At 42.8% G+C, this 24,598-nt stretch carries 22 protein-coding genes; 11 read left to right on the top strand and 11 right to left on the bottom strand.

Annotated features, from left to right (window positions below; genetic code table 11):
• Window positions 1-261 precede the first annotated feature (261 nt).
• The 7 genes from HCR01_RS39045 to HCR01_RS26020 form a co-directional block, all read right to left on the bottom strand.
• Window positions 262-513, bottom strand: a complete 252-nt coding sequence (locus HCR01_RS39045; protein WP_226889626.1) for a hypothetical protein — start codon at window positions 511-513, stop codon at window positions 262-264.
• A gap of 18 nt (window positions 514-531) precedes the next feature.
• A complete protein-coding gene (locus HCR01_RS26040; RefSeq protein ID WP_226889625.1) occupies window positions 532-1,140 on the bottom strand; it encodes a hypothetical protein in 609 nt (202 codons plus the stop codon).
• Window positions 1,141-1,143: 3 nt separating this feature from the next.
• Window positions 1,144-2,052: a hypothetical protein gene (locus HCR01_RS26035; RefSeq protein WP_226889624.1), complete on the bottom strand. Its 909-nt coding sequence runs from the start codon at window positions 2,050-2,052 to the stop codon at window positions 1,144-1,146.
• Between the two features lie 60 nt (window positions 2,053-2,112).
• Window positions 2,113-2,421, bottom strand: coding sequence for a DNA methyltransferase (locus tag HCR01_RS39040; RefSeq protein WP_226889623.1), 309 nt, complete (start codon window positions 2,419-2,421; stop codon window positions 2,113-2,115).
• A gap of 166 nt (window positions 2,422-2,587) precedes the next feature.
• Window positions 2,588-2,938, bottom strand: coding sequence for a DUF1257 domain-containing protein (locus tag HCR01_RS26030; RefSeq protein WP_015136553.1), 351 nt, complete (start codon window positions 2,936-2,938; stop codon window positions 2,588-2,590).
• Between the two features lie 142 nt (window positions 2,939-3,080).
• Window positions 3,081-4,592, bottom strand: coding sequence for an AAA family ATPase (locus tag HCR01_RS26025; protein WP_193198952.1), 1,512 nt, complete (start codon window positions 4,590-4,592; stop codon window positions 3,081-3,083).
• Between the two features lie 94 nt (window positions 4,593-4,686).
• Window positions 4,687-5,034, bottom strand: coding sequence for a hypothetical protein (locus HCR01_RS26020; RefSeq protein WP_193198951.1), 348 nt, complete (start codon window positions 5,032-5,034; stop codon window positions 4,687-4,689).
• 384 nt (window positions 5,035-5,418) lie between these two features.
• Here HCR01_RS26020 and HCR01_RS26015 point away from each other — a divergent pair, with 384 nt between their 5' ends.
• The 4 genes from HCR01_RS26015 (at window position 5,419) to HCR01_RS39035 (ending at window position 11,897) form a co-directional block, all read left to right on the top strand.
• The gene (locus HCR01_RS26015) at window positions 5,419-5,853 is read left to right on the top strand and encodes a hypothetical protein (RefSeq protein WP_320073175.1); all 435 of its coding nucleotides are present in this window, start codon (window positions 5,419-5,421) and stop codon (window positions 5,851-5,853) included.
• Window positions 5,854-6,160: 307 nt separating this feature from the next.
• A complete protein-coding gene (locus HCR01_RS26010) occupies window positions 6,161-7,315 on the top strand; it encodes an NAD-dependent epimerase/dehydratase family protein (protein WP_193198949.1) in 1,155 nt (384 codons plus the stop codon).
• 325 nt (window positions 7,316-7,640) lie between these two features.
• Window positions 7,641-8,777 carry a glycosyltransferase family 4 protein gene (locus HCR01_RS26005; RefSeq protein ID WP_193198948.1) on the top strand — a complete coding sequence of 379 codons (1,137 nt, stop codon included), beginning with the start codon at window positions 7,641-7,643 and terminating at the stop codon, window positions 8,775-8,777.
• 117 nt (window positions 8,778-8,894) lie between these two features.
• Window positions 8,895-11,897, top strand: a complete 3,003-nt coding sequence (locus HCR01_RS39035; protein ID WP_226889622.1) for a GAF domain-containing protein — start codon at window positions 8,895-8,897, stop codon at window positions 11,895-11,897.
• Between the two features lie 43 nt (window positions 11,898-11,940).
• Here the strand turns inward: HCR01_RS39035 and HCR01_RS25990 are convergent, their stop codons facing one another.
• Complete coding sequence (locus tag HCR01_RS25990) at window positions 11,941-12,216, bottom strand: hypothetical protein (protein ID WP_193198947.1); 276 nt, start codon at window positions 12,214-12,216, stop codon at window positions 11,941-11,943.
• A gap of 573 nt (window positions 12,217-12,789) precedes the next feature.
• Between HCR01_RS25990 and purC the strand changes: the two genes are divergently transcribed.
• From purC to HCR01_RS25955, 7 genes are all read left to right on the top strand, one after another.
• Complete coding sequence (gene purC, locus HCR01_RS25985) at window positions 12,790-13,527, top strand: phosphoribosylaminoimidazolesuccinocarboxamide synthase (protein WP_193198946.1); 738 nt, start codon at window positions 12,790-12,792, stop codon at window positions 13,525-13,527.
• A gap of 121 nt (window positions 13,528-13,648) precedes the next feature.
• Window positions 13,649-16,240 (top strand): BamA/TamA family outer membrane protein, encoded by a 2,592-nt coding sequence (locus HCR01_RS25980; RefSeq protein WP_193198945.1) that lies wholly within the window; start codon window positions 13,649-13,651, stop codon window positions 16,238-16,240.
• 193 nt (window positions 16,241-16,433) lie between these two features.
• Entirely contained in the window at window positions 16,434-17,282 is an 849-nt protein-coding gene (gene lpxC, locus HCR01_RS25975) for a UDP-3-O-acyl-N-acetylglucosamine deacetylase (RefSeq protein WP_193198957.1), read from the top strand.
• A gap of 79 nt (window positions 17,283-17,361) precedes the next feature.
• Entirely contained in the window at window positions 17,362-17,892 is a 531-nt protein-coding gene (fabZ, locus tag HCR01_RS25970; protein ID WP_193198944.1) for a 3-hydroxyacyl-ACP dehydratase FabZ, read from the top strand.
• Window positions 17,893-18,233: 341 nt separating this feature from the next.
• Window positions 18,234-19,052: an acyl-ACP--UDP-N-acetylglucosamine O-acyltransferase gene (gene lpxA / locus HCR01_RS25965; protein WP_193198943.1), complete on the top strand. Its 819-nt coding sequence runs from the start codon at window positions 18,234-18,236 to the stop codon at window positions 19,050-19,052.
• A gap of 92 nt (window positions 19,053-19,144) precedes the next feature.
• Complete coding sequence (gene lpxB, locus HCR01_RS25960; protein ID WP_193198942.1) at window positions 19,145-20,314, top strand: lipid-A-disaccharide synthase; 1,170 nt, start codon at window positions 19,145-19,147, stop codon at window positions 20,312-20,314.
• A 150-nt stretch (window positions 20,315-20,464) separates the two neighbouring features.
• Window positions 20,465-21,733 (top strand): DNA cytosine methyltransferase, encoded by a 1,269-nt coding sequence (locus tag HCR01_RS25955; RefSeq protein ID WP_193198941.1) that lies wholly within the window; start codon window positions 20,465-20,467, stop codon window positions 21,731-21,733.
• A gap of 37 nt (window positions 21,734-21,770) precedes the next feature.
• Here the strand turns inward: HCR01_RS25955 and HCR01_RS25950 are convergent, their stop codons facing one another.
• The 3 genes from HCR01_RS25950 to HCR01_RS25940 form a co-directional block, all read right to left on the bottom strand.
• Window positions 21,771-22,736, bottom strand: a complete 966-nt coding sequence (locus HCR01_RS25950; protein ID WP_193198940.1) for an aldo/keto reductase — start codon at window positions 22,734-22,736, stop codon at window positions 21,771-21,773.
• A 96-nt stretch (window positions 22,737-22,832) separates the two neighbouring features.
• Window positions 22,833-23,066, bottom strand: coding sequence for a hypothetical protein (locus HCR01_RS25945; RefSeq protein ID WP_193198939.1), 234 nt, complete (start codon window positions 23,064-23,066; stop codon window positions 22,833-22,835).
• Window positions 23,067-23,226: 160 nt separating this feature from the next.
• Complete coding sequence (locus HCR01_RS25940) at window positions 23,227-24,591, bottom strand: GTPase (RefSeq protein WP_193198938.1); 1,365 nt, start codon at window positions 24,589-24,591, stop codon at window positions 23,227-23,229.
• Window positions 24,592-24,598 lie beyond the last annotated feature (7 nt).

Below are 24,598 nucleotides of genomic sequence, written 5' to 3'. Positions count from 1 at the left end.
TTGAAGCACATTGCCAATCTTACTGATGAACGACTATGGATTCTACAGTTTCTTGGTGCGCCTTGCAGAAAATATTATCTTCTCAACTGATAGACCTGCGGAATGTGGGTTGGTAGGGAATAAATTCAAGAATTTAATAGTGTTTAACAGCTAAAAAGCAGTAATTTTATTTAAGACACTGTGCGGTGAAGCGTTGCTATCTGCGTTAATTTTAGATTTAAGTCAGATTTGGTATGTAATAAATTTAATATTAAGCTGACCTTAATGTTCCAATTTTCTTAAAAAGTCTGTCAATAAATTTTTATTTTGAAAAGTAGCTCGAATTGTATCGCTATTATTATAATCAACGATAACTTCAAATTTTTCAAATTCCCCAATTGGACTGACAATATTAAGTGTATTCAGCCCACTAATTGCATCATCAATACTATTAAATTCGTATCTCCTTCCAAAAAGCGGAATTAAAACTATATTACTAATGTAACGCTCAAGACAATTTCTAAGCGTTTCCATAAACTTATCTACTTCTTCTTAAGAAACTCGCATCAAAGCCTGTCTCAGTTTCTCTTTATCTGAACTAGTAAGACTATCAAGTTGTCTAAATACTGTAGTATAGCTTTCGTCAGGAGTATCTTCATCAAAAGCAACATCAAAATCAATTACTTGAAATGCTGATACTACACTTTTATAGGGGATATAAATAACTGCAAAGCCATTATTTTTTAGTTGTTCTAGTGCTGGTTTTGTGAAATCTCCAGCTAAAACTACCCTATAAAAGGGTGCAGATAGATGATGAAGCTCAATAATTGGTAATATCGCCCCTTGGATTTCCTGAGCTTTGTTCTTTGAGTGCTTTGTATATCTACGCCACGCAGATTCAATAAATGCAACAGGTCTGCCAAGCTTATTATCCGTACCATCGACTTCAATCACAAAATCTAGATCATGCTTATTTCCATACTTATCTTCCCAAGTAACCTTTTTACCACTTCTAGCTGGACGCGATCGCTGCCAGTCAAGATAGTAGTTTTTGACTTGGGCAAATTGCTGTAGTCGAGGTTTAAGAATATCGTAAAGTACAATATCTTCAAGAAGTTTGCCTAGTTGCTGACCAAACTTGTGTGATGGTGACTGTGCCATAATCTAATTTTCTATCCAAAGCCTTCCTTCATGTAAAGGAATATTATGTTTTCTGTTTTTCCATTTGATATTACGTTGTCTAATTTTCTCAAAAGACCATAAGCAAAACCCTGCCTCATTTGCTAATTTTCCAAACCACTGCTCGACTGGAACATACACCCCATATGGAGCGGAATCTCCAACTATAAAGCAAATCTTACAATCAGATGTTGTAACTCGACGAAGGGCATGGAATACAGACCCCATATCAACAAAGTATGCGGCAATCATTGTGTGATAAGCCTTGTTGCCAGCTTTAGTTTCTCGGACTTTTTCTAGCTCTTTACAAACAAGAATTAACTCATCTCGAATTGGCTCAAGTATAGGATCAGCTATCAAAGCATCCAATTTCAATCGATCCTTTGACACATGTTGCGTACTTGAACGAATCAGAAACTTGCGAACTGTATCATGTAAATCCCCCCAAGAGTTAACCTCTCCCCAAAAGGTCATTTCGAGACGCGTGGCATCAGCATAGTCATAGTTGTTTGCATATGGTGGAGAGGTTATTACTAAATCTATTGACTTATCGGGAATACCTTCTAAAATCCTTGCATCTTCTTTAAGCAGGGTAGCTTGGCTTGCTGTTCTAAGACACTGCATACAATGCATATCTTCTAGCATCAAAGCGATTTGGATATCTAGTGCATTAAGTGGTTTAGAAATCTTGGCTTTTCGTTTGTTTGGAAGAATATATTGCCACTGCGCCGTGCCTACATAGCTTGACAATCGTAAAGTAGCAGAGATTGCTAGAAAAGTGAGAGACTGTAACTCTTCGGATAGAGTTGGAGCTAGCTCTAAATAGGCTTGCCTGATTTTGAACAGATGTATTAATACCTCCTCGGTGTAGCATTTGCTTAGTAATACTGGCATTTTGTCTGGAAACTTTGGCTGAAGACTAGCAGCAAGATTTTTAATCTCAGTGATTGCTTCCTAAAACTGATGGGTGTGTATCTCCCATGAGAGCTTACCTTGTGCAAGCCGATAAACAAAAGGGTGCGCTTCAATACCGTAGGAGTTCACACCAAGTTTATCAGCAGCAATACAAACAGTGCCCGATCCTGCAAATGGATCGAGGACAATTTTCGGTTTCAGTTCTGCGATTACTCCTTCAACCCAAGTTGCTGAAAATCCAGCAGAATACCTAAACCATCTATGAATAGGTAATTTCATATTGTCAATAAATGTGCCTGCTCTCTCTGTAATAGCTCTTGATTGAAAATCATTGCGAAATTCAGGCATCAAATTTAAAAGCTGAAGTTAATAAGGCTTATTCATTTTAAATTAGTATTGACTAGAGTCATAAAAAATCGGGACTGAGAAAAAAATCTCAGCCCCGATAAAAAAGCGGGCTAACCGCTATTAACTTGGTTAACCCGTGCAGCTTTGGGAACGCGCAGAGAAATAGTTATTGCAATACCAATTTTACATTGGCGTTTTGTAGACCGCGCTGTTTTACTTCAGCCAAGGTTTTGTTAACAGCATATTTTTGGTTGATCGAGTTGATCAACTCGGTTTGGTTGTGCTTTTTAGCAACGCCCCACAGGTCAGCGATTAGGTCAAAAGAACCATCGCTGTTGCGAGACCAACCTAGGTCATATTCGCCTTCCAACACGGCAACGATGTCAGAACGCACGCGCTGACCGTTGTAGCCACGGACATCAGCTTCAGTCTTTACGCTGATACCGAGGTCGCGCAAGGAAGCTTTGAGGATTTCGGCATCGGTGATCTTGGTACGCAGAGTGCTAAAGTGAGACATTTGGGTTTCCTCCAGTGAGAAGATTGAGAAAAAAGACAACGATTTGCTTTGGGCGAAGCCGCTGCTCAGCTTGAAGCGGCTTTTTTCGTAACTGCTAGCATTTTCAGCTAGCCTTTCCCCCTGGGTTAGCAAGGGAAAGCTTTTAAAACTCCATTCGCTGATATTCAGCAACGGAGGATGCTGCGGGTCGTGCTCGCTGTCTGGCCCAGTCTCTTAGGGCCGTTACCTGTTCTTGCATCGTGCGAGACAGCGGCAAAGTAGCCTTTAGTGCAGCAATAATATCTAACTGGGTGAACTCCCGATCTTGGGCAAAAGCTTCGTACATTGCCGCAACGATCGCTTGCTCAATTTCTGCCCCGGAAAAGCCGTCGGACATCTTGGCTAGTTGCTCAAGGTCAAATCGAGAGATGTCTTCACGACGCTTGGTCAGGTGGATGTTGTAAATATCCTGACGTTCTTCGGGAGTTGGCAGATCTACAAAGAAGATTTCATCAAAACGACCTTTCCTCAAAAATTCCCCAGGTAAGCGTTCAACTCTATTGGCGGTTGCCATCACAAACACTGGAGATTTCTTTTCCTGCATCCATGTGAGGAAAGAACCAAAAATCCGGCTTGAAGTTCCACCATCCGAGTCACCAGAACCAGCACTACCAGCAAAGGATTTATCTAACTCATCGATAAACAGAATAGTTGGGGAAATTGATTCTGCTGTTTTTAGAGCATTGCGTAGATTTGCCTCGCTTCGACCAACCATTGAGCCATCGTAGACTCTCCCCATATCCAGGCGTAAAATTGGTAAACCCCACAGTCGAGAAGTGGTCTTAGCAATCAGCGACTTACCACAACCGGGAACACCTAGAATTAACATTCCCTTTGGTTGAGGTAAACCATACTCTCTGGCTCTTTCTGTGAAGGCGTTAGAGCGTTGCTTGAGCCATTTTTTTAGTTCTTCTAAACCACCTACAGCATCAATGGTTTCATCTTCTTCAATGTACTCTAGTATACCATTACGCCGGATCAGTTGCTTTTTCTCAGATAGAACTATATCTACTTCATCTTCCGTCAAACGCCCTGTAGTGACCTGCGCCTTACGATATACTTTCTCAGATTCATCTTTAGTTAGACCCAGAGCTGCTCTAAGAAGCTTTTCTCGTGCCTCTGTTGTTAGCCGCCGCCCACGATTTTGTTCTAGATGGTGAGTCAATACTTTATTTAACTCAGCCATATCCGGCAGTCGAAAGTCCAGAACGACAACTTCTTTTTCCAGTTCAATAGGAACTTGTTGCATTGGCGACATCAAGATGATGTTCTTCTGCATACCTTTGAAGCTGGCGATCGCATCTCGCAACGATCTAGTTGTCGCAGGCGCATCAATAAATGGATGTAAATCTTTAAGAATAAATATACCAGGTTCTCTTTGCCGGATTATCCACTCAATCGCCGCTTCTGGAGAAACGGTATTGTGCTGAGTGACATTCCGTGGTTGACCATACTCCACAATGCCGTGGGTTACTGTCCAAACGTATACTCGGCGTTGGGGCTTTAACACTTGGGCGATTGTGGAAATTGCCTGCTCTGCCCGCTCTTCCTCGGAGGTCACAAGGTAGATTAGAGGGTATTGAGCTTGAATTAGTATATTGAGCTCTTCTTTCATACAATCGACCTACTTGAGACCTTATAGAGACAGTACAGACATTGCTTTTAGTAAAGACAACCGGACTATGAATTCTTCCATTCATAATTCCTATCTAGCAAGGAACTAACTCTTCCTCACCCTTAGGATTGGTTTCATCTTGAGCCATCTCGTCAATGGGAAGATGCTCTTGACCAATAATTCCTGATTGATTGCCCAATGCAACCAGTTCTCCATCACGTAATACTAGTGAGCTTTCACAATTTGGACAGGAATATAATTTATGGGTTCGCCCGTAAGAAGAAGCTTCTACCTCTTCAACTATTTCTGAATTGGACAAGTAAAAACCAAGGGCCCGTTCGGCAAGTTCTGACATTGATTCAGAATCGACTGCTGAACGAATCTTCAGCCTTTTGTGTAATTCTGGCGATAGATACAAAGTAACCTTTTGCTTAGCTTGCATATAACTCATTAACGGTCTTACCCGGGTATGTATATCACGTTATCGGCTCCTCCAACCATTGTCAAGATGGCAAAGCGTTTTGACGGCTATTTCGTTACATTTATTTACAATAAGACTTATCTGTATTCTGTATCTATTGTTCTCATTAGTGACATTGTCACTGACCTAAGTTATCTATTATCTATAAAACGGTTACGCGGTTTCTACCAGATTTAAATAAAACGGTAGTAGCGTTAGAGATTTGTATTTCTGAAAATTTTGCAAAATTCAGTGACTTTGGTAAAAAGTGTAATAATGACCACTGCTGCGGTTAAAACCTGTTGTTTAAAGCGAAGAAGGTATGCGTTTGCCTTTAGCGTTAGCAAAGTTCTAAGCTTGTTCATCATGCTATGCGGGTGTACTACAACTGGTTTTAACGCTAGAGCTATTACATGGAAGACTTATAACAATTACCGTTATAGTTTTGAGTTTCCATACCCTAGTAACTGGATTTCTTTACCAACCCCAGAAAATGATGATGGCATTGCTTTTGTTTCACCGCATCATAACTCTGTAGTAATTCGGGGTTGGGCAAGTCATCAGATACCAGATACTATTACAGACGGGAAAGGAAAGATAAATTCCAACTTTCGGACTACCCAAGGAATATCTGGGGTACTGGTAGTAGAAGTTAATCAACAAATAAGTTCAATGACACTGACCTTAACTCAAGGGCAAATGCAATACTACTGGCAAGGGCAAAGCGATAGCCAAGAATTTCAAGATTACTACCGTTTGTTTTATTACATCGCCCAGCAGTATCGCATTCCAAAGTCCTAACTCATTTTTCATTAGTAAAGGGTCAAGAGTCAAAAGTCAGTAATTATTCTCTTTGTCTTTTTTTTGCCCACTCTTCCACTGCTCCACTTTCACCACTCCCCTTGTGTCCTGTTACTTCATCTGTCTCATCTCTTCATGCTGGCTTTTTACAGAGATAATGGAACGGAATTTCGTTATTTTAGTTAGCCCTGCTGCCACTGCTTTCCTCGCTTCTTATGTCCTCATTTCCATATCTCTTTCAGAATGATGATAAAGAGGGGACATAAACCTGATAGATTTAGCTATCAGCGAGTAAAAACTGGTTAAGATGAAAGTCCTGGTTATTGGTGGCGATGGGTATTGCGGTTGGGCAACCGCTCTTTACCTTTCCAATCGAGGTTATCAAGTTGGGATTTTAGATAGTTTGGTGCGGCGGCACTGGGATAACGAACTGGGTGTCGAAACTCTTACCCCGATCGCACCAATTCAGCAACGCCTCCAGCGCTGGCAAGATTTGACTGGTAAATCTGTTGACTTTTTTGTCGGAGATATTACCAATTATGAGTTTCTCCAAAGAGCTTTGGACAAATTTCAGCCAAACGCCATAGTGCATTTTGGTGAGCAGCGTTCGGCTCCATTCTCAATGATTGACCGCGAACATGCGGTTCTGACACAGGTAAATAACGTAGTCGGCACTCTCAATTTGCTGTATGCCATGCGGGAGGATTTCCCTGACTGTCATTTGGTGAAACTGGGAACAATGGGTGAATATGGTACACCCAACATCGACATAGAAGAAGGGTATATCACCATAGAACACAATGGGCGCAAAGATACTCTGCCTTATCCCAAGCAACCCGGTTCAATGTACCATTTAAGCAAAGTTCATGATAGTCACAATATCCACTTTGCTTGCCGGATTTGGGGATTGCGAGCGACTGATTTAAATCAAGGTGTAGTTTACGGCGTCTTAACCGAAGAAACGGGGATGGACGAACTTTTGATTAATCGTCTGGATTATGATGGAGTGTTTGGCACTGCACTAAACCGCTTCTGCATTCAAGCAGCTATTGGACACCCCCTTACTGTTTACGGTAAAGGTGGACAAACTCGCGGATTTTTAGATATTCGAGATACAGTGCGATGTGTTGAATTAGCGATCGCTAACCCAGCCCAACCTGGGGAGTTCCGCGTATTTAATCAATTTACCGAGCAATTCAGCGTCGGTGACTTGGCATTGATGGTGAAAAAAGCTGGGAACGCATTGGGATTGAATGTAGACATCAATCACCTCGATAACCCCAGAGTCGAGAAAGAAGAACATTACTTCAATGCTAAAAATACAAAACTGCTAGATCTCGGTTTACAGCCTCATTTGCTTTCTGATTCTTTGCTTGATTCTTTATTGAACTTTGCCATCAAGTATCAGAAACGAGTTGATAATAAGCAAATTCTACCTAAAGTCTCTTGGCACAGAAATTAGGGTAAACCTGGGTACAGATGGTAACACTTGTTTAACTCAAGTGAGCAGCTAAACTCAAACTGGTCGTCATCTATTAGCACAGTATGACGACCAATTAATTATTAATTATTAAACGTATCATCCAGCTAGTAGTAAAATGCCAGGTGCTTACGCTAAAGATTGGATTGTGAACATTGAGGTGATCTCGGATTTTGTACGAAAGCAGCGGCAAAACATTAAGTCTGACTGTGCAGAATTGATTCCAACACGCGAGACAGTTTACTCTGTGTTTAATAGCTAAATGCAAAAAAAGCTGCGATTATCTGCCTGGATTGAATAGTTTTTTATGAGAATTGCTCTATTCACCGAAACCTTTTTGCCCAAGGTTGACGGTATTGTGACGCGCTTGCGTCACACCGTTGACCATCTACAGCGCAATAGTGACCAAGTGTTAGTTATTGCTCCTGATGGAGGTATTACTGAACACAAAGGAGCTAAAGTTTACGGCGTTACTGGCTTTCCTCTGCCATTGTATCCAGAATTGAAGATGGCACTTCCTCGGCCAGCCATTGGTTACACCTTAGAACAATTTAAGCCAGATATCATTCATGTAGTAAATCCAGCAGTTTTGGGTTTGTCTGGGATATTTTATAGCAAGATGCTCAAAATTCCCTTAGTGGCGTCTTATCATACGCATTTACCCCAATATCTCCAGCATTATGGCTTGGGGATGCTAGAAGGGTTTTTGTGGGAATTGCTCAAAAGTGCTCATAATCAAGCAGCATTAAATCTGTGTACCTCCACAGCGATGATGGAAGAACTAACGGCACACGGTATTGAACGCGTAGATTTATGGCAAAGGGGTGTGGATACAGAATTATTTCACCCCGATTTAGCTAGTGTGGAAATGCGATCGCGCTTGTCGCAGAATCATCCCGAAAGTCCTTTGCTACTTTACGTTGGGCGTCTTTCTGCTGAAAAAGAAATTGAGCGTATCAAACCAATTTTAGAGGCAATTCCTGAAGCCCGATTGGCATTGGTAGGGGATGGGCCGCACCGTCAAGCATTGCAAAAACACTTTGCTGGCACAAACACTCATTTTGTCGGATATCTTATGGGACAAGAATTAGGCTCTGCCTTTGCTAGCGCTGATGCATTTATCTTTCCTTCCCGTACAGAAACATTAGGCTTAGTTTTACTAGAAGCAATGGCCGCTGGGTGTCCAGTGGTTGCAGCTCGTTCTGGAGGAATTCCTGATATTGTGACAGACGGGGTAAATGGATATCTTTTTGAGCCAACAGCAGATATTCAAGAGGCGATCGCTGCGACTATTCGCCTATTACAACAAAAACAACAGCGAGACATCATTCGTCAAAATGCTCGTCAAGAAGCAGAGAGTTGGGGTTGGGGATCTGCCACACGCCAGCTACAAAACTACTATCAAAAAGTAATATTTTCGCAACAGTTAGACAAAGCTGTTTAAGTAGAATTTTGACTTCTGGGGCGGGAAACCTCGCCCCAAATTTTGGGAAATGTCGATTTTAGAATTACTATGCAGAAATAAAAAACTAGTATCTAAAAACTAAAATTTAAAATTACTATGACACTCCCCAACCCTGGTAGCGTCCTGGCTACATTAACTGAACTTACTCAAGTTAATCGTACTCACGCTCTACTACGTCGCGTCAAAGACTTATCTGTTAACGAATTTGTTTGCTTACTAGACTTCATCACTGCTGAGTTCCAGCAATTTCTAAGAGCCATTGAACTGATTAATAATGAAGCTCTAGAAACAATGTTGGAGAAAGTGCTAGAAGCCATCACACTCAAAATTGGTCAAATTCTCCAGGCCGAACACACAGCCATTTTTTTAGTTGACTATGACAAAGGTCAGTTATGGTCAAAAGTTCCTCAAGGTAATACCCAAAAATTCTTAGAAATTCGTACTCCTATTACAGTTGGTATCCCAGGTCATGTTGCCAGTACAGGTGAATATTTGAATATATCTGAAACCTCTACTCACCCTTTATTTAGCCCAGAATTAGAAAAACAAATGGGCTACGAGATTCACAATATTTTATGTATGCCAGTTGTGAGTAGCAAAAATCAGACTGTAGCAGTAGTACAACTGGCTAATAAAACTGGGGATATTCCTTTTAATCAAGATGATGAGGAGCGTTTTCGAGACTTTGCCTCTTCTATTGGCATTATTCTAGAAAGCTGCCAATCTTTTTACGTAGCAGCTCGCAATCAGCGGGGGGCAACGGCTCTATTGCGGGCAACTCAAACACTAGGGCAAAGTCTGGATTTAGAAGCAACTTTGCAGATAGTTATGGAGCAAGCTCGGATTTTAATGCAAGCAGACCGCAGCACGCTATTTTTGTATCGTAAAGAGATGAGTGAACTCTGGACGAAGGTGGCGGTAGCAGCGGATGGTACAAACTTGGTAGAAATCCGCATTTCTGCCAGCCGTGGCATTGCCGGCTATGTGGCTTCCACTGGTGAAGCATTAAACATTGCCGATGCCTACAAAGACCCCCGCTTTGATCCAACTACAGATAGAAAGACTGGGTATGTAACTCGCAATATTTTGTGTTTGCCAGTATTTAATTCGGCAAATGAATTAATTGGTGTCACGCAATTAATTAATAAGCAACAAGGCAGTTTTACCGCCTCTGATGAAGAGTTTATGCGGGCCTTTAATATCCAAGCAGGAATTGCTCTGGAAAATGCCCGCCTGTTTGAAAATGTACTTTTAGAAAAACAATATCAAAAAGATATTTTGCAAAGTCTGTCGGATGCTGTGATTTCTACAGATATGGCAGGTCGGATTGTCACAATCAATGACGCGGCACTGGAGTTGTTGGGTTGTCCTTTGGGGGAGGCTCATACGAAAAATAACAAGCTTTTATGGGAACAAAATTTGATTGGTCGCCTAGTTTGGGAGGTTGTACCGATTGAAAATCTCCAAATGCGGCTGGTAGATAGTTTAAAAACTGGGGCTAAACATTATGTGCCAGAGCAAAGTTTGACGGTGGGAGTTTACCAAGTACTGAGGGATCAGTGTGTGCAAGAAAGTTGTGAAAACGGAGACTTCCAACTATCAGAACTTTTTTCTTTAGAAGAGGACGCCAAGGGCGATCGCGAGGTTCCCCCTGTTGTACCAAATGGCGTTGCTGAGTGCCAGGTAACGAGTGAAACTCAAGAACATGAGTTAGATATTAGTACTTACTCTCCGGGAAGCCGCCCAGAAGGTGTCCATAAATCGCCAGAACTGATGACAGTTATTGTCACAGAGCAGCCGTCAAAAGACAAGCCAGTGAGGCTGGTTCCTCAAGGTGATCCTCGCCATCACCCACTTACTGCCTCTAGAACCGCTATAACATCTGGATTTCCCAACGCATCTGCTTCCCAGATTGGAGAACCTTTTCGCCAGTCCCATGATTTGGCAAACCATTATACAAAGCTGGTTCATCATAACGCTAGCTCTGTATTACCCAATAATCAACAAGGTTGTTACATTTTAGCAGTGCGCGATCGCACTAACTCAGATGTTTTCATTCCCTGGAATCAACCCTTGACTTCACAATCTGAGTTGCTCACCTCTAACCAGGTACAAAAATTAGAACGCAGCATCAATCTTACTGTCAATCCCTTGACAAACCCAGAAGGCGGAGTCAGGGGCGGTTTGGTGGTTTTGGAAGATATCAGCCAGGAAAAACGGATGAAAACTACCATGTCCCGCTACCTGACGCCCCATGTGGCTGAGCAAGTTATGGCATTGGGAGAAGATGCCTTAATGGTAGGCGAACGCAAGGAAGTAACTATCTTATTTTCTGATATCCGGGGCTACACAACCCTTACAGAAAATCTCGGTGCGGCTGAGGTGGTGTCGCTGCTCAATCAGTATTTTGAAACGATGGTAGAGGCAGTTTTTAACTATGAAGGTACTTTAGACAAATTTATTGGTGATGCCTTAATGGCGGTATTTGGTGCGCCACTACCACTTACAGAAAATCATGCTTGGAGGGCGGTGCAATCGGCGTTAGATATGCGACACCGCCTAAAAGAATTTAACCATCGGCGATTTATCCAGGCGCAGCCACAAATCCATATTGGTATTGGAATTAGTTCTGGTGAAGTTGTTTCAGGGAATATCGGTTCCCGCAAGCGGATGGACTATACCGTTATTGGGGATAGTGTGAATTTGAGTTCCCGTTTAGAAGCAGTCACTAAGGAATATGGCTGTGACATACTTTTGAGTGAATTTACTTACCAACTGTGCAGCGATCGCATTTGGGTTCGCCAGTTAGATAAAATTCGGGTCAAGGGTAAACACCAAGCAGTGAACATCTACGAGTTAATTGGCGATCGCAGCACCCCCCTAGATGCCAACACTCAAGAATTTTTATTCCATTACCAAACTGGACGTGCTGCTTATTTATCGCGCAATTTTGAACAGGCCATCGCCTGTTTTGAAGCTGCTAAACACATCCGACCCACAGATCAAGCTGTTGATATCTACCTAGAACGTACTCGTAATTATCAACAAACGCCACCTCCTAAATCTTGGGATGGTGTCTGGACAATGATTGTTAAATAATCAAAAACGTCAAGGGTCAATATTTTGACTTTGGACTAATTTCTTAATCTTCAATATCCCCTTGGTCACTCTGAAACGGTTCTTCGCCAATTTTTAGTTGTTTTTTTGTGCGTTTCAACTGTTTCCACAAATCCTTGATTTGTTCGTAGGCTTCACCTGGAGGTAATTTTCCACCTGTTTCTAAGTTGCAGATGTAACTAACTCGTTGAGCAAATTCCTGTAGATTTGCATTAAAAACCAAGTTTTCTGGTTTTACCTGACCATAGTAACGACCACGAGGATAGAGAAAATCATCTTTATTCACTATTTTTCTCTCCATTTATTTAACTCCCTCCTGTTTTAATATCTAAAGCAGAATCACTCGCCATCTCATCTCCTGTTTGTCAGACTAGGAGAAATAAAATCATCGAATCCTTCTTCCAGAAAGGTTGTGCGGGAGTTGGTCGATTTGGGCTTTGTAGAGGATAAAGGTTGAAGTACTTTCATCCAAGTTGACAACAAATAAAGAATCTCTAACACTGACAACATAGGATAGTTTACCTTCCTGCCAATTGCCAATCTATTTCTTTATTTATCTATGAGAACTCTGATTGTAATTAACTTCACTTGAAACCACTATTACTAAGTATTAATAAATACTTGTATATATTATTATAATTTTATTTCTGCAAAAATAATTACAACTAAGTATATAGAAGGACGCATGTAGAACATATCACGTATCAAAAATAATTGTCGTCTGTTAAAAGTTAGATGTGATCTAGGAGTTTTGTGGTCCTGGCTACCAAACCAGTGTTAACCGACTAAATGGCCAATGGCTAATAACTAAAGATAAAATGGTGAAGCCTAAAAGGACAAAAGCTGCTAATCGCCTAAAATTTTATCTGCCATCATGTCTGTTAATTCCAAGCTATACGAAGGCAAAGCAAAAATTCTCTATACAACGGACGATCCAGAAGTCTTGTTGGCTGATTTTAAAGACGATGCCACTGCGTTTAATGCCCAAAAGCGTGGCAGCATCCAAGGAAAGGGAAAAATTAACTGTATTATTTCCAGCCAGCTATTTCAGCAGTTGGAGGCGCATGGCATTAAAACTCACTTTATTGACAGCCCTGCTCCTAATCAGATGCGAGTCAGAGCAGTCAAGATTTTGCCATTAGAAGTAGTTGTCAGAAATATTGCTGCTGGAAGCCTGTGCCAGCAAACGGGGTTGCCGCTAGGCACAGTTCTGAAACAGCCTTTGGTAGAGTTTTATTATAAAAATGATCAATTGGGAGATCCTTTGCTGACACGCGATCGCCTGTACCTAATGGAACTAGCCACCCCGGAACAAGTGGACGCTATTATACATCTAGCACTACAAATCAACGAGTTTCTCAGAGACTTTTGGCAGCGGTGCGGCATTACCCTAGTAGACTTCAAACTAGAGTTTGGTTTGGACTCACAACAGCAGTTGCTCTTGGCAGATGAAATTAGCCCCGACACCTGCCGTTTGTGGGATACAGCAGAAGGTGACTCTAAGCGCCGAGTAATGGACAAAGACCGTTTCCGTCGAGACTTAGGAAATGTAGAGAATGCCTACCAGGAGGTCTTACAAAGAGTCCTAAAAGCAGTAGAAAGTAATAATTAGTGGGCAAAAATAAACTAAACTCGTGTGGATTGCCCATTGTTATTTGTCATTAGTTACAAAGGACAAATGACAAATGACAAGTCCGTAATGGTGTGTGGTCGTGAAGAGGAATGTAAATAAAATGCGTTTATCCCCCGTATTGGTAGCAGCGGTGGCAATTGCAGCCCCTTTGGGCGGCTCATTAAGTGCAAATGCACAAACCGCTGACAGTTTAAAACAGACAACAGAGGTTTCTACCCTAGAAACAAATCAGCAACTAGAAAAAGACAGCGATCGGAGTCACTCTATTGAAAGGCTGAAATCTCGCCTCAAACCAAAAGAGGTTTCAAAGATAGATTCTCTCCAATCTCCATCTGTCAAAGCATTAACAATCAACTCAGCATCGCTGGCGACATCAGAAATAATAGTGCCAACCGCCACGACGCCAAAAACTGCACAAACTCCTCAAATCAACCAAAATCCTACTCAACAGCCGTCTCCTACTCCAGAAATTTCACCCCCAGCTACTCAACAACAAACACCTTCCTCAACCCCTAGCAGCACTCCAAATCTGAACAATGGCAATCCGCCTGCGCCTACACCTGTATCCCCAGAGAATCAACAGCAAACGCCTTTCTTAACGCCTGGCATCACTCCTGGTCAAGAAAACTTCGACCCACCCGCAGCAACACCTGGAGTCCCCACAACACCAGGAAATACTCAACAGCCGTCTCCCGCTCCAGAAATTCCAGCGCCAGCCCCAGGAACTCAGCAACAAGCTCCTTTCTCAACACCTGACACCACTCCCAGTCAGGAAAACGTCAATCCGCCTGCATTCCCTACAACACCAGGAAATACTCAACAGCCATCTCCTACCCCGGAAGCAAATGAGCCTCGTGTGTTGGTATCGGAGGTAGCAATCACATCTCAGACAGGACAATTATCACCGGAACTAGAAAGTCAAGTTTACAGAGTCATTCGTACCCAACCAGGGCGAACAACAACCCGCTCCCAACTGCAAGAAGATATTAACGCCATCTTTGGTACTGGCTTCTTCTCCAACGTTCAGGCAACTCCAGAAGATACCCCTTTAGGAGTGCGCGTGAGCTTTATCGTACAGCCAAACCCCGTTTTGTCTAAAGTGCAAGTGCAAGCCAATCCTGGCACTGGGGTAGCCTCTGTAATCCCTGCTAATACGGTGGATGAAATCTTTCGCGAACAGTACGGCAGAATTCTCAACTTGCGTGACTTACAGGAAGGCATCAAGCAGTTAACCAAGCGATATCAAGATCAAGGTTATGTGCTAGCCAACGTAATTGGAGCGCCACAAGTTGCTGAAAACGGAGTTGTGACACTACAAGTAGCAGAAGGTGTAGTCGAGAATATTAGAGTCCGGTTCCGTAATAAAGAGGGTCAGGAGACAGACGAAAAGGGACAACCGATTCGGGGTCGGACACAGGAGTATATTATTACGCGAGAAGTGGAGTTGAAGCCCGGACAAGTATTCAACCGCAACACAGTGCAAAGAGACTTACAGCGGATATACGGACTGGGACTGTTTGAAGATGTGAATGTCTCCCTTGATCCTGGTACTGACCCCAGCAAAGTCGATGTAGTAGTGAATGTGGCTGAGCGTAGCAGTGGTTCTATTGCCGCTGGAGCTGGGTTTAGTTCTGCCAGTGGACTATTTGGTACTGTTAGCTATCAGCAGCAAAACCTGAACGGCAGAAACCAAAAACTGGGAGCAGAGGTGCAAGTGGGACAGCGAGAACTGCTGTTTGATCTGCGATTTACAGATCCCTGGATTGCGGGAGATCCTTACCGGACTTCTTATACTGCCAATATTTTTCGTCGCAGTTCCATTTCGTTAATCTTTGATGGCAAAGATGACGACATTAGGACTTTTCAAGAAGGGCAAACAGATGAAGGCGATCGCCCCCGTGTTCTTCGTTTAGGTGGCGGTATCACCTTTACCCGTCCTTTGAGCGCCAATCCCTACAGACCTTCAGAATGGACGGCTTCAGCAGGTTTACAGTATCAACGAGTTTCCACCCGCGATCGTGATGGCGACCTGAGAAGGCAAGGAGCAATATTTAATGATGATGGAACCCTCCGCCCTGGCACAACAGTTCCTCTTAGCTTCTCTGGGGAAGGTGAAGACGATTTAGTGTTAGTTCAATTAGGGGCACAGCGCGATCGCCGTAATAATCCTTTACAACCCACCAGCGGTTCTTATCTGCGTTTTGGAGTCGATCAGTCAGTGCCAATAGGACTAGGTAGCATTTTCCTCACCAGATTAAGAGGCAGCTACAGCCAATATTTACCCGTAAGCTTTACCAACTTCACCAAAGGGCCACAAACCCTAGCATTTAACTTGCAAGCGGGAACTATCCTTGGTGACTTGCCGCCCTACGAAGCCTTTACTCTTGGTGGTAGCAACTCCGTCCGTGGTTATGAAGAAGGAGCGCTAGGTAGTGGACGCAGCTACGTACAAGCATCTGTTGAGTATCGCTTCCCAGTTTTCTCAGTAGTCAGCGGCGCACTGTTTTTTGATCTTGGCACTGACCTGGGAACTAGTACTAGGACAGCTGAGGTTTTGAACAAAAGCGGCAGCGGCTACGGCTACGGTCTTGGCGTGCGCGTGCAGTCGCCATTAGGGCCAATTCGCATTGACTACGGCATTAACGATGACGGTGATAGTCGCATCAACTTTGGTATTGGTGAAAGGTTTTAAGTTAGTCAGGAGTCAAAAGTCAAAATTTTGACCCTTGACTTTTGACCATTCTGTTTTTTATTAGCTTGCTAATTTTTACATTTGCCTTAATACTATTTCGATACAGGTACCAGTGACATTTTTAGTCACATATCAGGGTTTGGCTCAAACTAACCATGAACACTACCAAACAACATATATTAAATTTTTGTCTATGCAACAGCACACTTTAGCTGCGGAAATCACTCAAACAGGAGTGGGTCTGCATAGTGGTGTGAGTACCCATGTACGGATACTACCAGCTGAGGCAGGAAGTGGGCGCTACTTTGTGCGGGTGGATTTGCCGGATTTACCGATTATTCCAGCCCAAGTTGCGGCGGTTAGTCAAACTGTTCTCTCAACTCAGCTTGGTAAAGGTGAGGTATACGTTTGCACAGTCGAGCATTTATTGGCAGCACTTTCAAGTATGGGTGTGGATAACGCTCGCATTGAAATTGATGGGCCAGAAGTACCGCTTTTAGATGGTTCAGCAAGGGTGTGGACAGCCGATATTGCTCAAGTTGGCTTGGTATCACAAACAACTAACAATCAAATTTCCTTGGCTATTAAAGAGCCAATATATGTATATCAAGGCGATGCTTTTGCTTGTGCTCTACCCGCAGCAGAAACCCGTTTTAGTTACGGAATTGACTTCGATCTCCCTGCTATTGGTAATCAATGGCACAGTTGGTCGCCAGCTGTCGATCTAGGAAATGCTTCTGCCAGCTTTGCTGCGGAAATTGCTCCTGCCCGTACCTTTGGATTGCTGTATCAAATCGAACATCTACAACAGTCAGGGTTAATCAAAGGTGGCAGTTTGGATAATGCACTTGTTTGTGGGCCCGAAGGTTGGCTAAATCCACCATTAAGATTTGCAAATGAGCCAGTGCGTCATAAAATCTTGGATTTAGTAGGAGATTTGAGTTTACTAGGAATTTTTCCTCGCGCTCATTTCTTGGCGTATAAAGCCAGTCATAATTTACACATTCAACTAGCGCACAGGATTTTAGCTTCTCAAAGCTAAAGTCTAGGTAATAAAAACCTCAAAGGGTTTTAACTCACGCCTACTTACGTTCTCAGATTAAAAATTAACTATACTGCCAATGTCAATCCTTACCAAAGTGAACAGCACCGATACTAATATACCGACATCTACCGAACAAGAAGCTACCAATGAGACTAAAATTACATCTGAGATTCAAACGACTCTCTTATCTGAAGAAATTCAAAAACTGCTACCCCACCGCTACCCATTTTTACTTCTAGACCGGATTATCGACTACGTACCAAATAAACGAGCTGTGGGCGTTAAAAACGTTACCGTCAACGAACCCCATTTTCAAGGGCATTTCCCAGGAAGACCACTGATGCCAGGAGTGCTAATTGTAGAAGCAATGGCACAGGTTGGGGGCATTATTCTAAAGCAAATGCCAGGATTTGAAGATGGACTGTTCGTTTTTGCTGGTATCGATAAAGTCCGTTTCCGTCGCCAAGTTGTACCAGGGGATCAGCTAGTGATGACCGTGGAACTGTTATGGGTAAAACAACGTCGTTTTAGCAAAATGCGAGCTATTGCTGAGGTTGACGGTCAAATTGCTACTGAAGGCGAATTGATGTTTTCTCTCATTAACTAAAAATTTGCTGTTGTGGTGTGAGTGCAGCCGTGAAGTACTATTACTGAAACCTGAACGAGGATAACAGTAAAAAACAAGCCACGAGAGCATCTTAATAATCTCTTGATTTTCGACTCCCCTCTCTTCTCCTGACGGAGATGCTGCCCGAACACACTTAACTTGCTTTGCCCGACACTTTCGTTTACTCAATACTTTAAAGCTCAGCAACGCCAGTCGCCTCAATGGCAACCAAAGTACAGTGAGCCATTCCTAGAGAAGGGTTTCCCAAACTTTGTAAAATGGCGAAGTCGTTCCCTAAAGGAAGGGCGCTGGCTACCTAAGACAGTTCTGGAGATTCACCCTTGAAGACGCTTATTCATCCAACTGCTGTAGTTCATCCTAACTCGGAACTACACTCAACAGTGCAAGTCGGTGCTTATGCTGTGATTGGCGCAAATGTAAAAGTGGGCCCTGAAACTATAATTGGTGCTCATGTAGTGCTAGAAGGGCCTTGTGAGATTGGGGCGCGAAATCAGATTTTCACAGGTGCAGCTATCGGCATGGAACCCCAGGATCTCAAATTTGTGGGAGAACCAACCTGGGTAAAAATTGGTGATAACAACTTGATTCGTGAGTACGTTACTATTAATCGCGCTACCGGTGCTGGTGAAGCAACCGTGATTGGTGACGGTAACTTGCTGATGGCTTACGTTCATGTAGCCCATAATTGCATTATTGAAGACCAGGTAGTGATTGCCAACTCTGTAGCTTTAGCGGGACACGTTCATATAGAGTCACGCGCTAGGCTGAGTGGGGTTTTGGGTGTCCATCAATTTGTGCATATTGGCAGACACTCAATGGTAGGCGGTATGACACGTATTGACCGGGATGTGCCCCCATATATGCTGGTAGAAGGAAATCCGGCGCGGGTGAGAACCCTCAACCTTGTTGGACTCAAACGCTCTGGTATGGACTCAAGCGAATTACAAATTCTGAAAAAAGCCTTCCGCATTCTCTACCGTTCTAACTTGACTTTTAAGGACGCTTTGGAACAGCTGGAACTGCTAGGAGAAACTGAACAACTACAGTACTTACGTCGCTTCCTGCTACTTTCTCAGATGCCAGGAAGACGTGGTTTGGTTCCCGCAAAGAGTAAACCAGGCGTGAGTGATGAATCCTAAGTTACGCGTTAGGAGTTAGGAGTGAAATCTCATCCCTAATTCCTAACTTCTCAATTTTTAAATCTGAACTTCTAATTTTTACTAATTATCAAATGCGGATATTTATCAGCACTGGCGAAGTGTCTGGCGATTTGCAAGGTTCGCTGCTAATTGCAGCCCTTAAGCGTCAAGCTGCTGCTGCTAGTTTGGAATTAGAAATTGTGGCACTAGGCGGCGAAAAAATGCTAGAGGCAGGAGCAACCTTGCTGGGTAATACCAGTAGTATTGGCTCAATGGGTATTCTAGAAAGCCTGCCTTATATTTTGCCCACTCTTAAGGTACAACGACAGGCGATCGCCTACCTGAAGCAAAATCCACCTGACTTAGTGGTACTGATTGATTACATGGGGCCGAATCTCGGTATTGGTACTTATCTGCAACAGCATTTGCCACAAGTGCCTGTAGTGTATTACATAGCTCCTCAAGAGTGGGTTTGGGCAGTCAATGTACGTAATACTGCCCGAATTGTCAGCTTTACAGACAAGCTGTTGGCAATTTTCCCAGAAGAAGCCCGTTACTTTCGGGAAAAAGGCGCAAAAGTGAGCTGGGTAGGGCATCCTTTAGTTGACAGGATACAAAACGCCCCTAGTCGCCAAGAGGCGCGGGCAAAATTGGGAATTACACCGGAACAAACTGCGATCGCCCTCCTCCCCGCTTCTCGCCGCCAAGAACTAAAATATCTTTTACCAGTTATTTTCCAAGCTGCTCAAACTGTTCAGGCTAAATTACCAGAAGTTCATTTTTGGATTCCTCTGTCTCTAGAAATTTATAGACAGCCAATTGAGCAAGCAATTGAGCGGTACGGTCTGCGGGCTACAGTTGTATCAAATCAACAACAAAAAGAAGTATTTGCCGCTGCTGATTTCGCCATTACTAAATCTGGCACTGTTAACCTAGAACTTGCCCTGTTAAATGTGCCGCAAGTTGTGGTGTACCGCTTGAATCCGATTAGTGTTTGGATTGCTCGGAAAATCCTCAAAGGTTCTATACCTTTTGCCTCGCCACCCAATTTAGTATTGATGAAGCCGATTGTACCAGAGTTCTTACAAGAGCAAGCTACACCAGAGAATATTACCCAAGCAGTGATGGAATTACTATTAAATCCTGAACGCATACAGCAAACTTTGGCAGATTATGACCAAATGCGGCAGTGTTTGGGAGAAGTTGGAGTGTGTGATCGCGCTGCTCAAGAAATCTTGCAAATGCTACCAAATAATTCGTAATTCGTAGTTCGTAATTCGTAATTTTAGATAGAAAATCAATTCACTTATGAATAAAATAAGTGCGAAGCACCTGTTTTTGTCGGAACCCGCATTTATGCATAAGGTAATTACGAATTACGAATTATCAATTACAAATTATGTTGAGGTGTCATGGCTCATGAAGTGAGAAAACAACGACCGATCGCAGTTGACTTGTTCGCAGGTGCGGGCGGAATGACCCTCGGCTTTGAACAGGCTGGCTTTGATGTGTTGGCATCTGTAGAAATAGACCCCATCCATTGTGCAACACATGAGTTTAACTTTCCCTTTTGCTCAGTGTTATGCAAAAGTGTTGTGGACACCACAGGACAAGAAATTAGATATAGATCTGAAATTGGCGATCGTGAGATTGATGCCGTAATTTGCGGCTCACCATGTCAAGGATTTTCACTAATTGGTAAACGGGCTTTCGATGACCCGCGAAACTCACTTGTATTTCACTTTCATCGGCTGGTTTTGGACTTACAACCGAAATTTTTTGTAATGGAAAATGTTCGGGGAATCACAGTCGGTGAACATAAACAAATTCTCAGAACCTTGATTGAAGAGTTTAAAATTTATGGCTATCAAGTCGAGGAAAATTATCAAGTTTTAAATGCTGCCTATTATGGAGTACCACAGTCTCGCGAGAGATTATTTCTTTTGGGCGCAAGGGAAGATGTCGAGTTACCGAAATATCCTCAACCAATTACCAAACAAGCGTTACCAGATAATTCTACATCCAAAAATTTATCTGTTCTTCCAAATGGCCCGACAGTGTGGGACGCAATTGGAGATTTACCAGAAGTAGAAAAATATTCAGAATTACTAAAAAGAGATTGGGTAATCGCGGAGTACGGCAAGCCTAGTAATTACGCTCTCACACTTCGCCGTATCAGCACTTTAGCAGATGATTATTCCTACGAACGTGAATTCGATTCCCGAATTCTCTCTTCAAGTCTCCGCACAAAACACTCAATAGAAACTATTGAACGCTTCGCTGCGACAACTCAGGGGGAAAGAGAGCCGATTAGTCGTTTTCATAAACTGCATCCTGCTGGTGTCTGTAACACCCTCAGAGCAGGAACAGATATGCATAAAGGTTCTTTTACTTCTCCTAGACCGATTCACCCATCTACACCCCGCTGTATCACAGTTAGGGAAGCGGCGAGGCTGCATTCATATCCCGACTGGTTTAGATTTCATGTGACAAAATGGCACGGATTCCGGCAAGTTGGTAACTCTGTCCCACCCCTACTAGCAAAGGCTGTAGCAGCGGAGATTATTCGCAGTTTGAATATCTCACCTTATAAACCTAGTTTTCGATATGAGTTAGGGGTACAGAAGCTTTTGCACCTAAATATGTCACAAGCAACCCAATATTATCAGAAAGATTGTTAAGACTGAGCGATCACCTTGTAATATCTGCAAGATTGCCTTAAGTCCAAGCACGAAAAAATGTACCATCTTCCCAAATACCAGCAGTTTGTTGAGCGATCGCAGTCAGTTCTTGCTCCTTGAGGGGTTGAAAAGCCCGCGCTATCTTGACATTAGTTTCTAATTGTGCAATTGTTTCTGCCGCAATCACGCAACAATGAACCCCAGGCTGAGACATTGTGTATCCCAAAGCTTGCTGCATACCTGTCAACCCACCTGGTTTAAATAGCCGTCCGTAAGCCGGGACTTTCATTGCAATCACACCGACATTCTTTTCTTGAGCTACTGGTAGAACTACTGGAATAAACGGACGCGGGTGGTGCTTGTCGGCGGCGTTAACAGGAATCAGTGTAGTGTGGAAGGGATAGCGGCGCAGTGATTCAGCAATCACTTCAGGATCATGATGTCCGGTAATACCTGCAAAGCGTACAAGCTTCTGCTGTATTGCCTCTTCCATAGCTTTAATTGCACCAGATGCACTAAAGATGGTGTCCAATTCTTCAGAAAAAGAGACATGATGCAATTGCCACAAATCAAGATAATCTGTGTTGAGACGTTTAAGCGATCGCTCCAATTCTCGCCATGCACCATCCCTGTCTCTTTTATCAGTCTTACTTGTTAAAAATAGCTTTGAGCGATGGGGTGGTAGCACTTTGCCTAAATAATCTTCACTTGGCCCATAACTAGCCGCAGTATCAAAGTAGCGAATGCCAAGTTCTAATGCTCTTTGAATAATTGCCACAGCATCACGCTCTTTTCCTTCCCAAGATAGCGGCGTTTGTCCCGCTCCACCCAATCCGAAGATAGGTACTTTTACTTCCGTGCGTCCCAGTACTCTTTCTGGCATCATTGCTGGCGGTGTAGCGGTGTTTGTGGCATTTTGTTGTAAAGCAGTAGTTGCCACAATACCACCCGTTACAGCAGCGGTGGTCATTAAGAAATTGCGCCGCGTCTGTCTTTGTGTCATGGCTAGCTTCAGGAGCGAAATTGCTTTTCTTCTATGTTAGCTAGGGAGAATTAATCTGAGACAGTAAAACCACCGATAAACTAGGGATACCCTGATCTAAGATTTCCATGCATCCCGTTCTTGGCGAATAAACTTATCGACTTCTTCTGGAGTGGCAAAACTCCCTCTAGCAGATCCGAGAAAGCTAGTTAGAGGCTTTTCAGATTGCTTCAGGGGTGATTCTAGAAGTACTATCACCTCTACAGTTGCGCCTGCTGGAAGTTCTGGAGAACAGATTTCTACTACACCACCAGGCTTGACGATCGCCTTTTGCCTGAGTCCATTCAGCATGATAATTTATCGTCGTTAATGTAGGAATATCGCCCTTCATTCATAAGGATAGGCGATCGCACTGCTTTTTCTAGCTTAACTTTGAGGAGCGATCACTACCCACAAAAATATTCTTAAGTTCTGGAAATATAATTCTTCAAAGTAAAGCAGACATTAAACATTATGAAGCAACGAGAAGTTCTTGTAGTATTTCTCCAATCAGATAAGCAATCTCTTCAACTTTATTCTGTTCTACAAGAGACTCAATCTCATTAGCTTGAGCATTAACTTTTAAGCGAATTGCTTGATCTGATAGCTCAGGATTATAAACATCAGCGAATTCATGTAAAAGTCCATAAATTCCTGGCAATAACTCTTTGAGTCCTTCTACTCCTATCTGTTTATGTTCTTCCGCATCTTTCTCAAACTTTGCCCCGAATAAAAATGCTTGTACTTTTTCCCAAAGACCTTTTGGAAGACGAGGAGTTTTGTATTCGCGTATTCCCTTCTTATGAGCCTTAGACCCTATCTTTAAAGCATCTCCATTGCACTTCAACCACGTATCTTCATCAACAGAGTATTGCTTGCAGATAAGCGCAAACAGCCATAAATAGGATGCTTTAATATCATCAGCTTGGTTTCCTTTAAGAAGGATAATCTCTGCCAATAAATTACTAGATTCTGTAATCACGAATTGAAGACGATTCAGCCTCCTAGCATTTGTCAATGATTCCTGAAGCTTTGCAGGAGAAACTTTTTGAGGCATTATGCGAAAAAGATTAATAACTAGCTCTGATAAACCCTCTCCAGAGATAGAAGAAACTGGTATTAGCTGATTCTCAAAGACTCGGTTATAACTATCTAACTGTCCTTGAAGTTCCTGATTACTAAGTTTGTTTAGTTCATCGATATGAGTACCAGCTACAACGATACGTCCCTGATACTGATTTTTAAGCTGAAGGAAAAATGTCTTTAATCCCCGCTTTTCATATTTGGTTAAAGTACTTGAGATATTAGCTACCACTAAAACTGCATCTAATGGTGGTAATTGAACCAATTGGTCAGCAGACAATTCAATTACTTCATGAGTTTTTTCCTGAAAGGGTACACAGGAAAATTGTTTAGCATCTTCCTCTTGTGAAATACCCAAAAATAGCCGAGTAATGTTTTCATATCCAAGCTCCTCATCGCCTCCAATTCCTGGAGTATCATAAATTAGTAAGCCACTAGGGAATTCGGCTGTAATAACACAGACCGTGGTGTCAGCAGTACGCCGAACTTCTGCAATTGATTTACCAAAAAGTGCATTGATTAAGCTAGACTTTCCAGCCGAGGTCATTCCAACTAAAGCAATCCGGGGGGCAAAACCTGTATTCATTCTGTGCAGCGTTTTGGCAATCACGCCTGGGCTATCATCAGAGTAACCGAGATTATAGTCATTCGTGAAATGTTCCCATATATGCTGACCAAGCTCTATAGCATCTTCAATAACTCCAGAGTTAGCTAATCCCTTGATAAAGGCTTGAATATTTTTAAGTGATTTCATAAAATAC

The organism is Nostoc sp. MG11, assembly GCF_014904695.1.
Lineage (GTDB): Bacteria > Cyanobacteriota > Cyanobacteriia > Cyanobacteriales > Nostocaceae > Komarekiella.
Note: the sequence above shows the minus strand (reverse complement) of the source record. Positions and strands in the feature narration are given on the sequence as shown.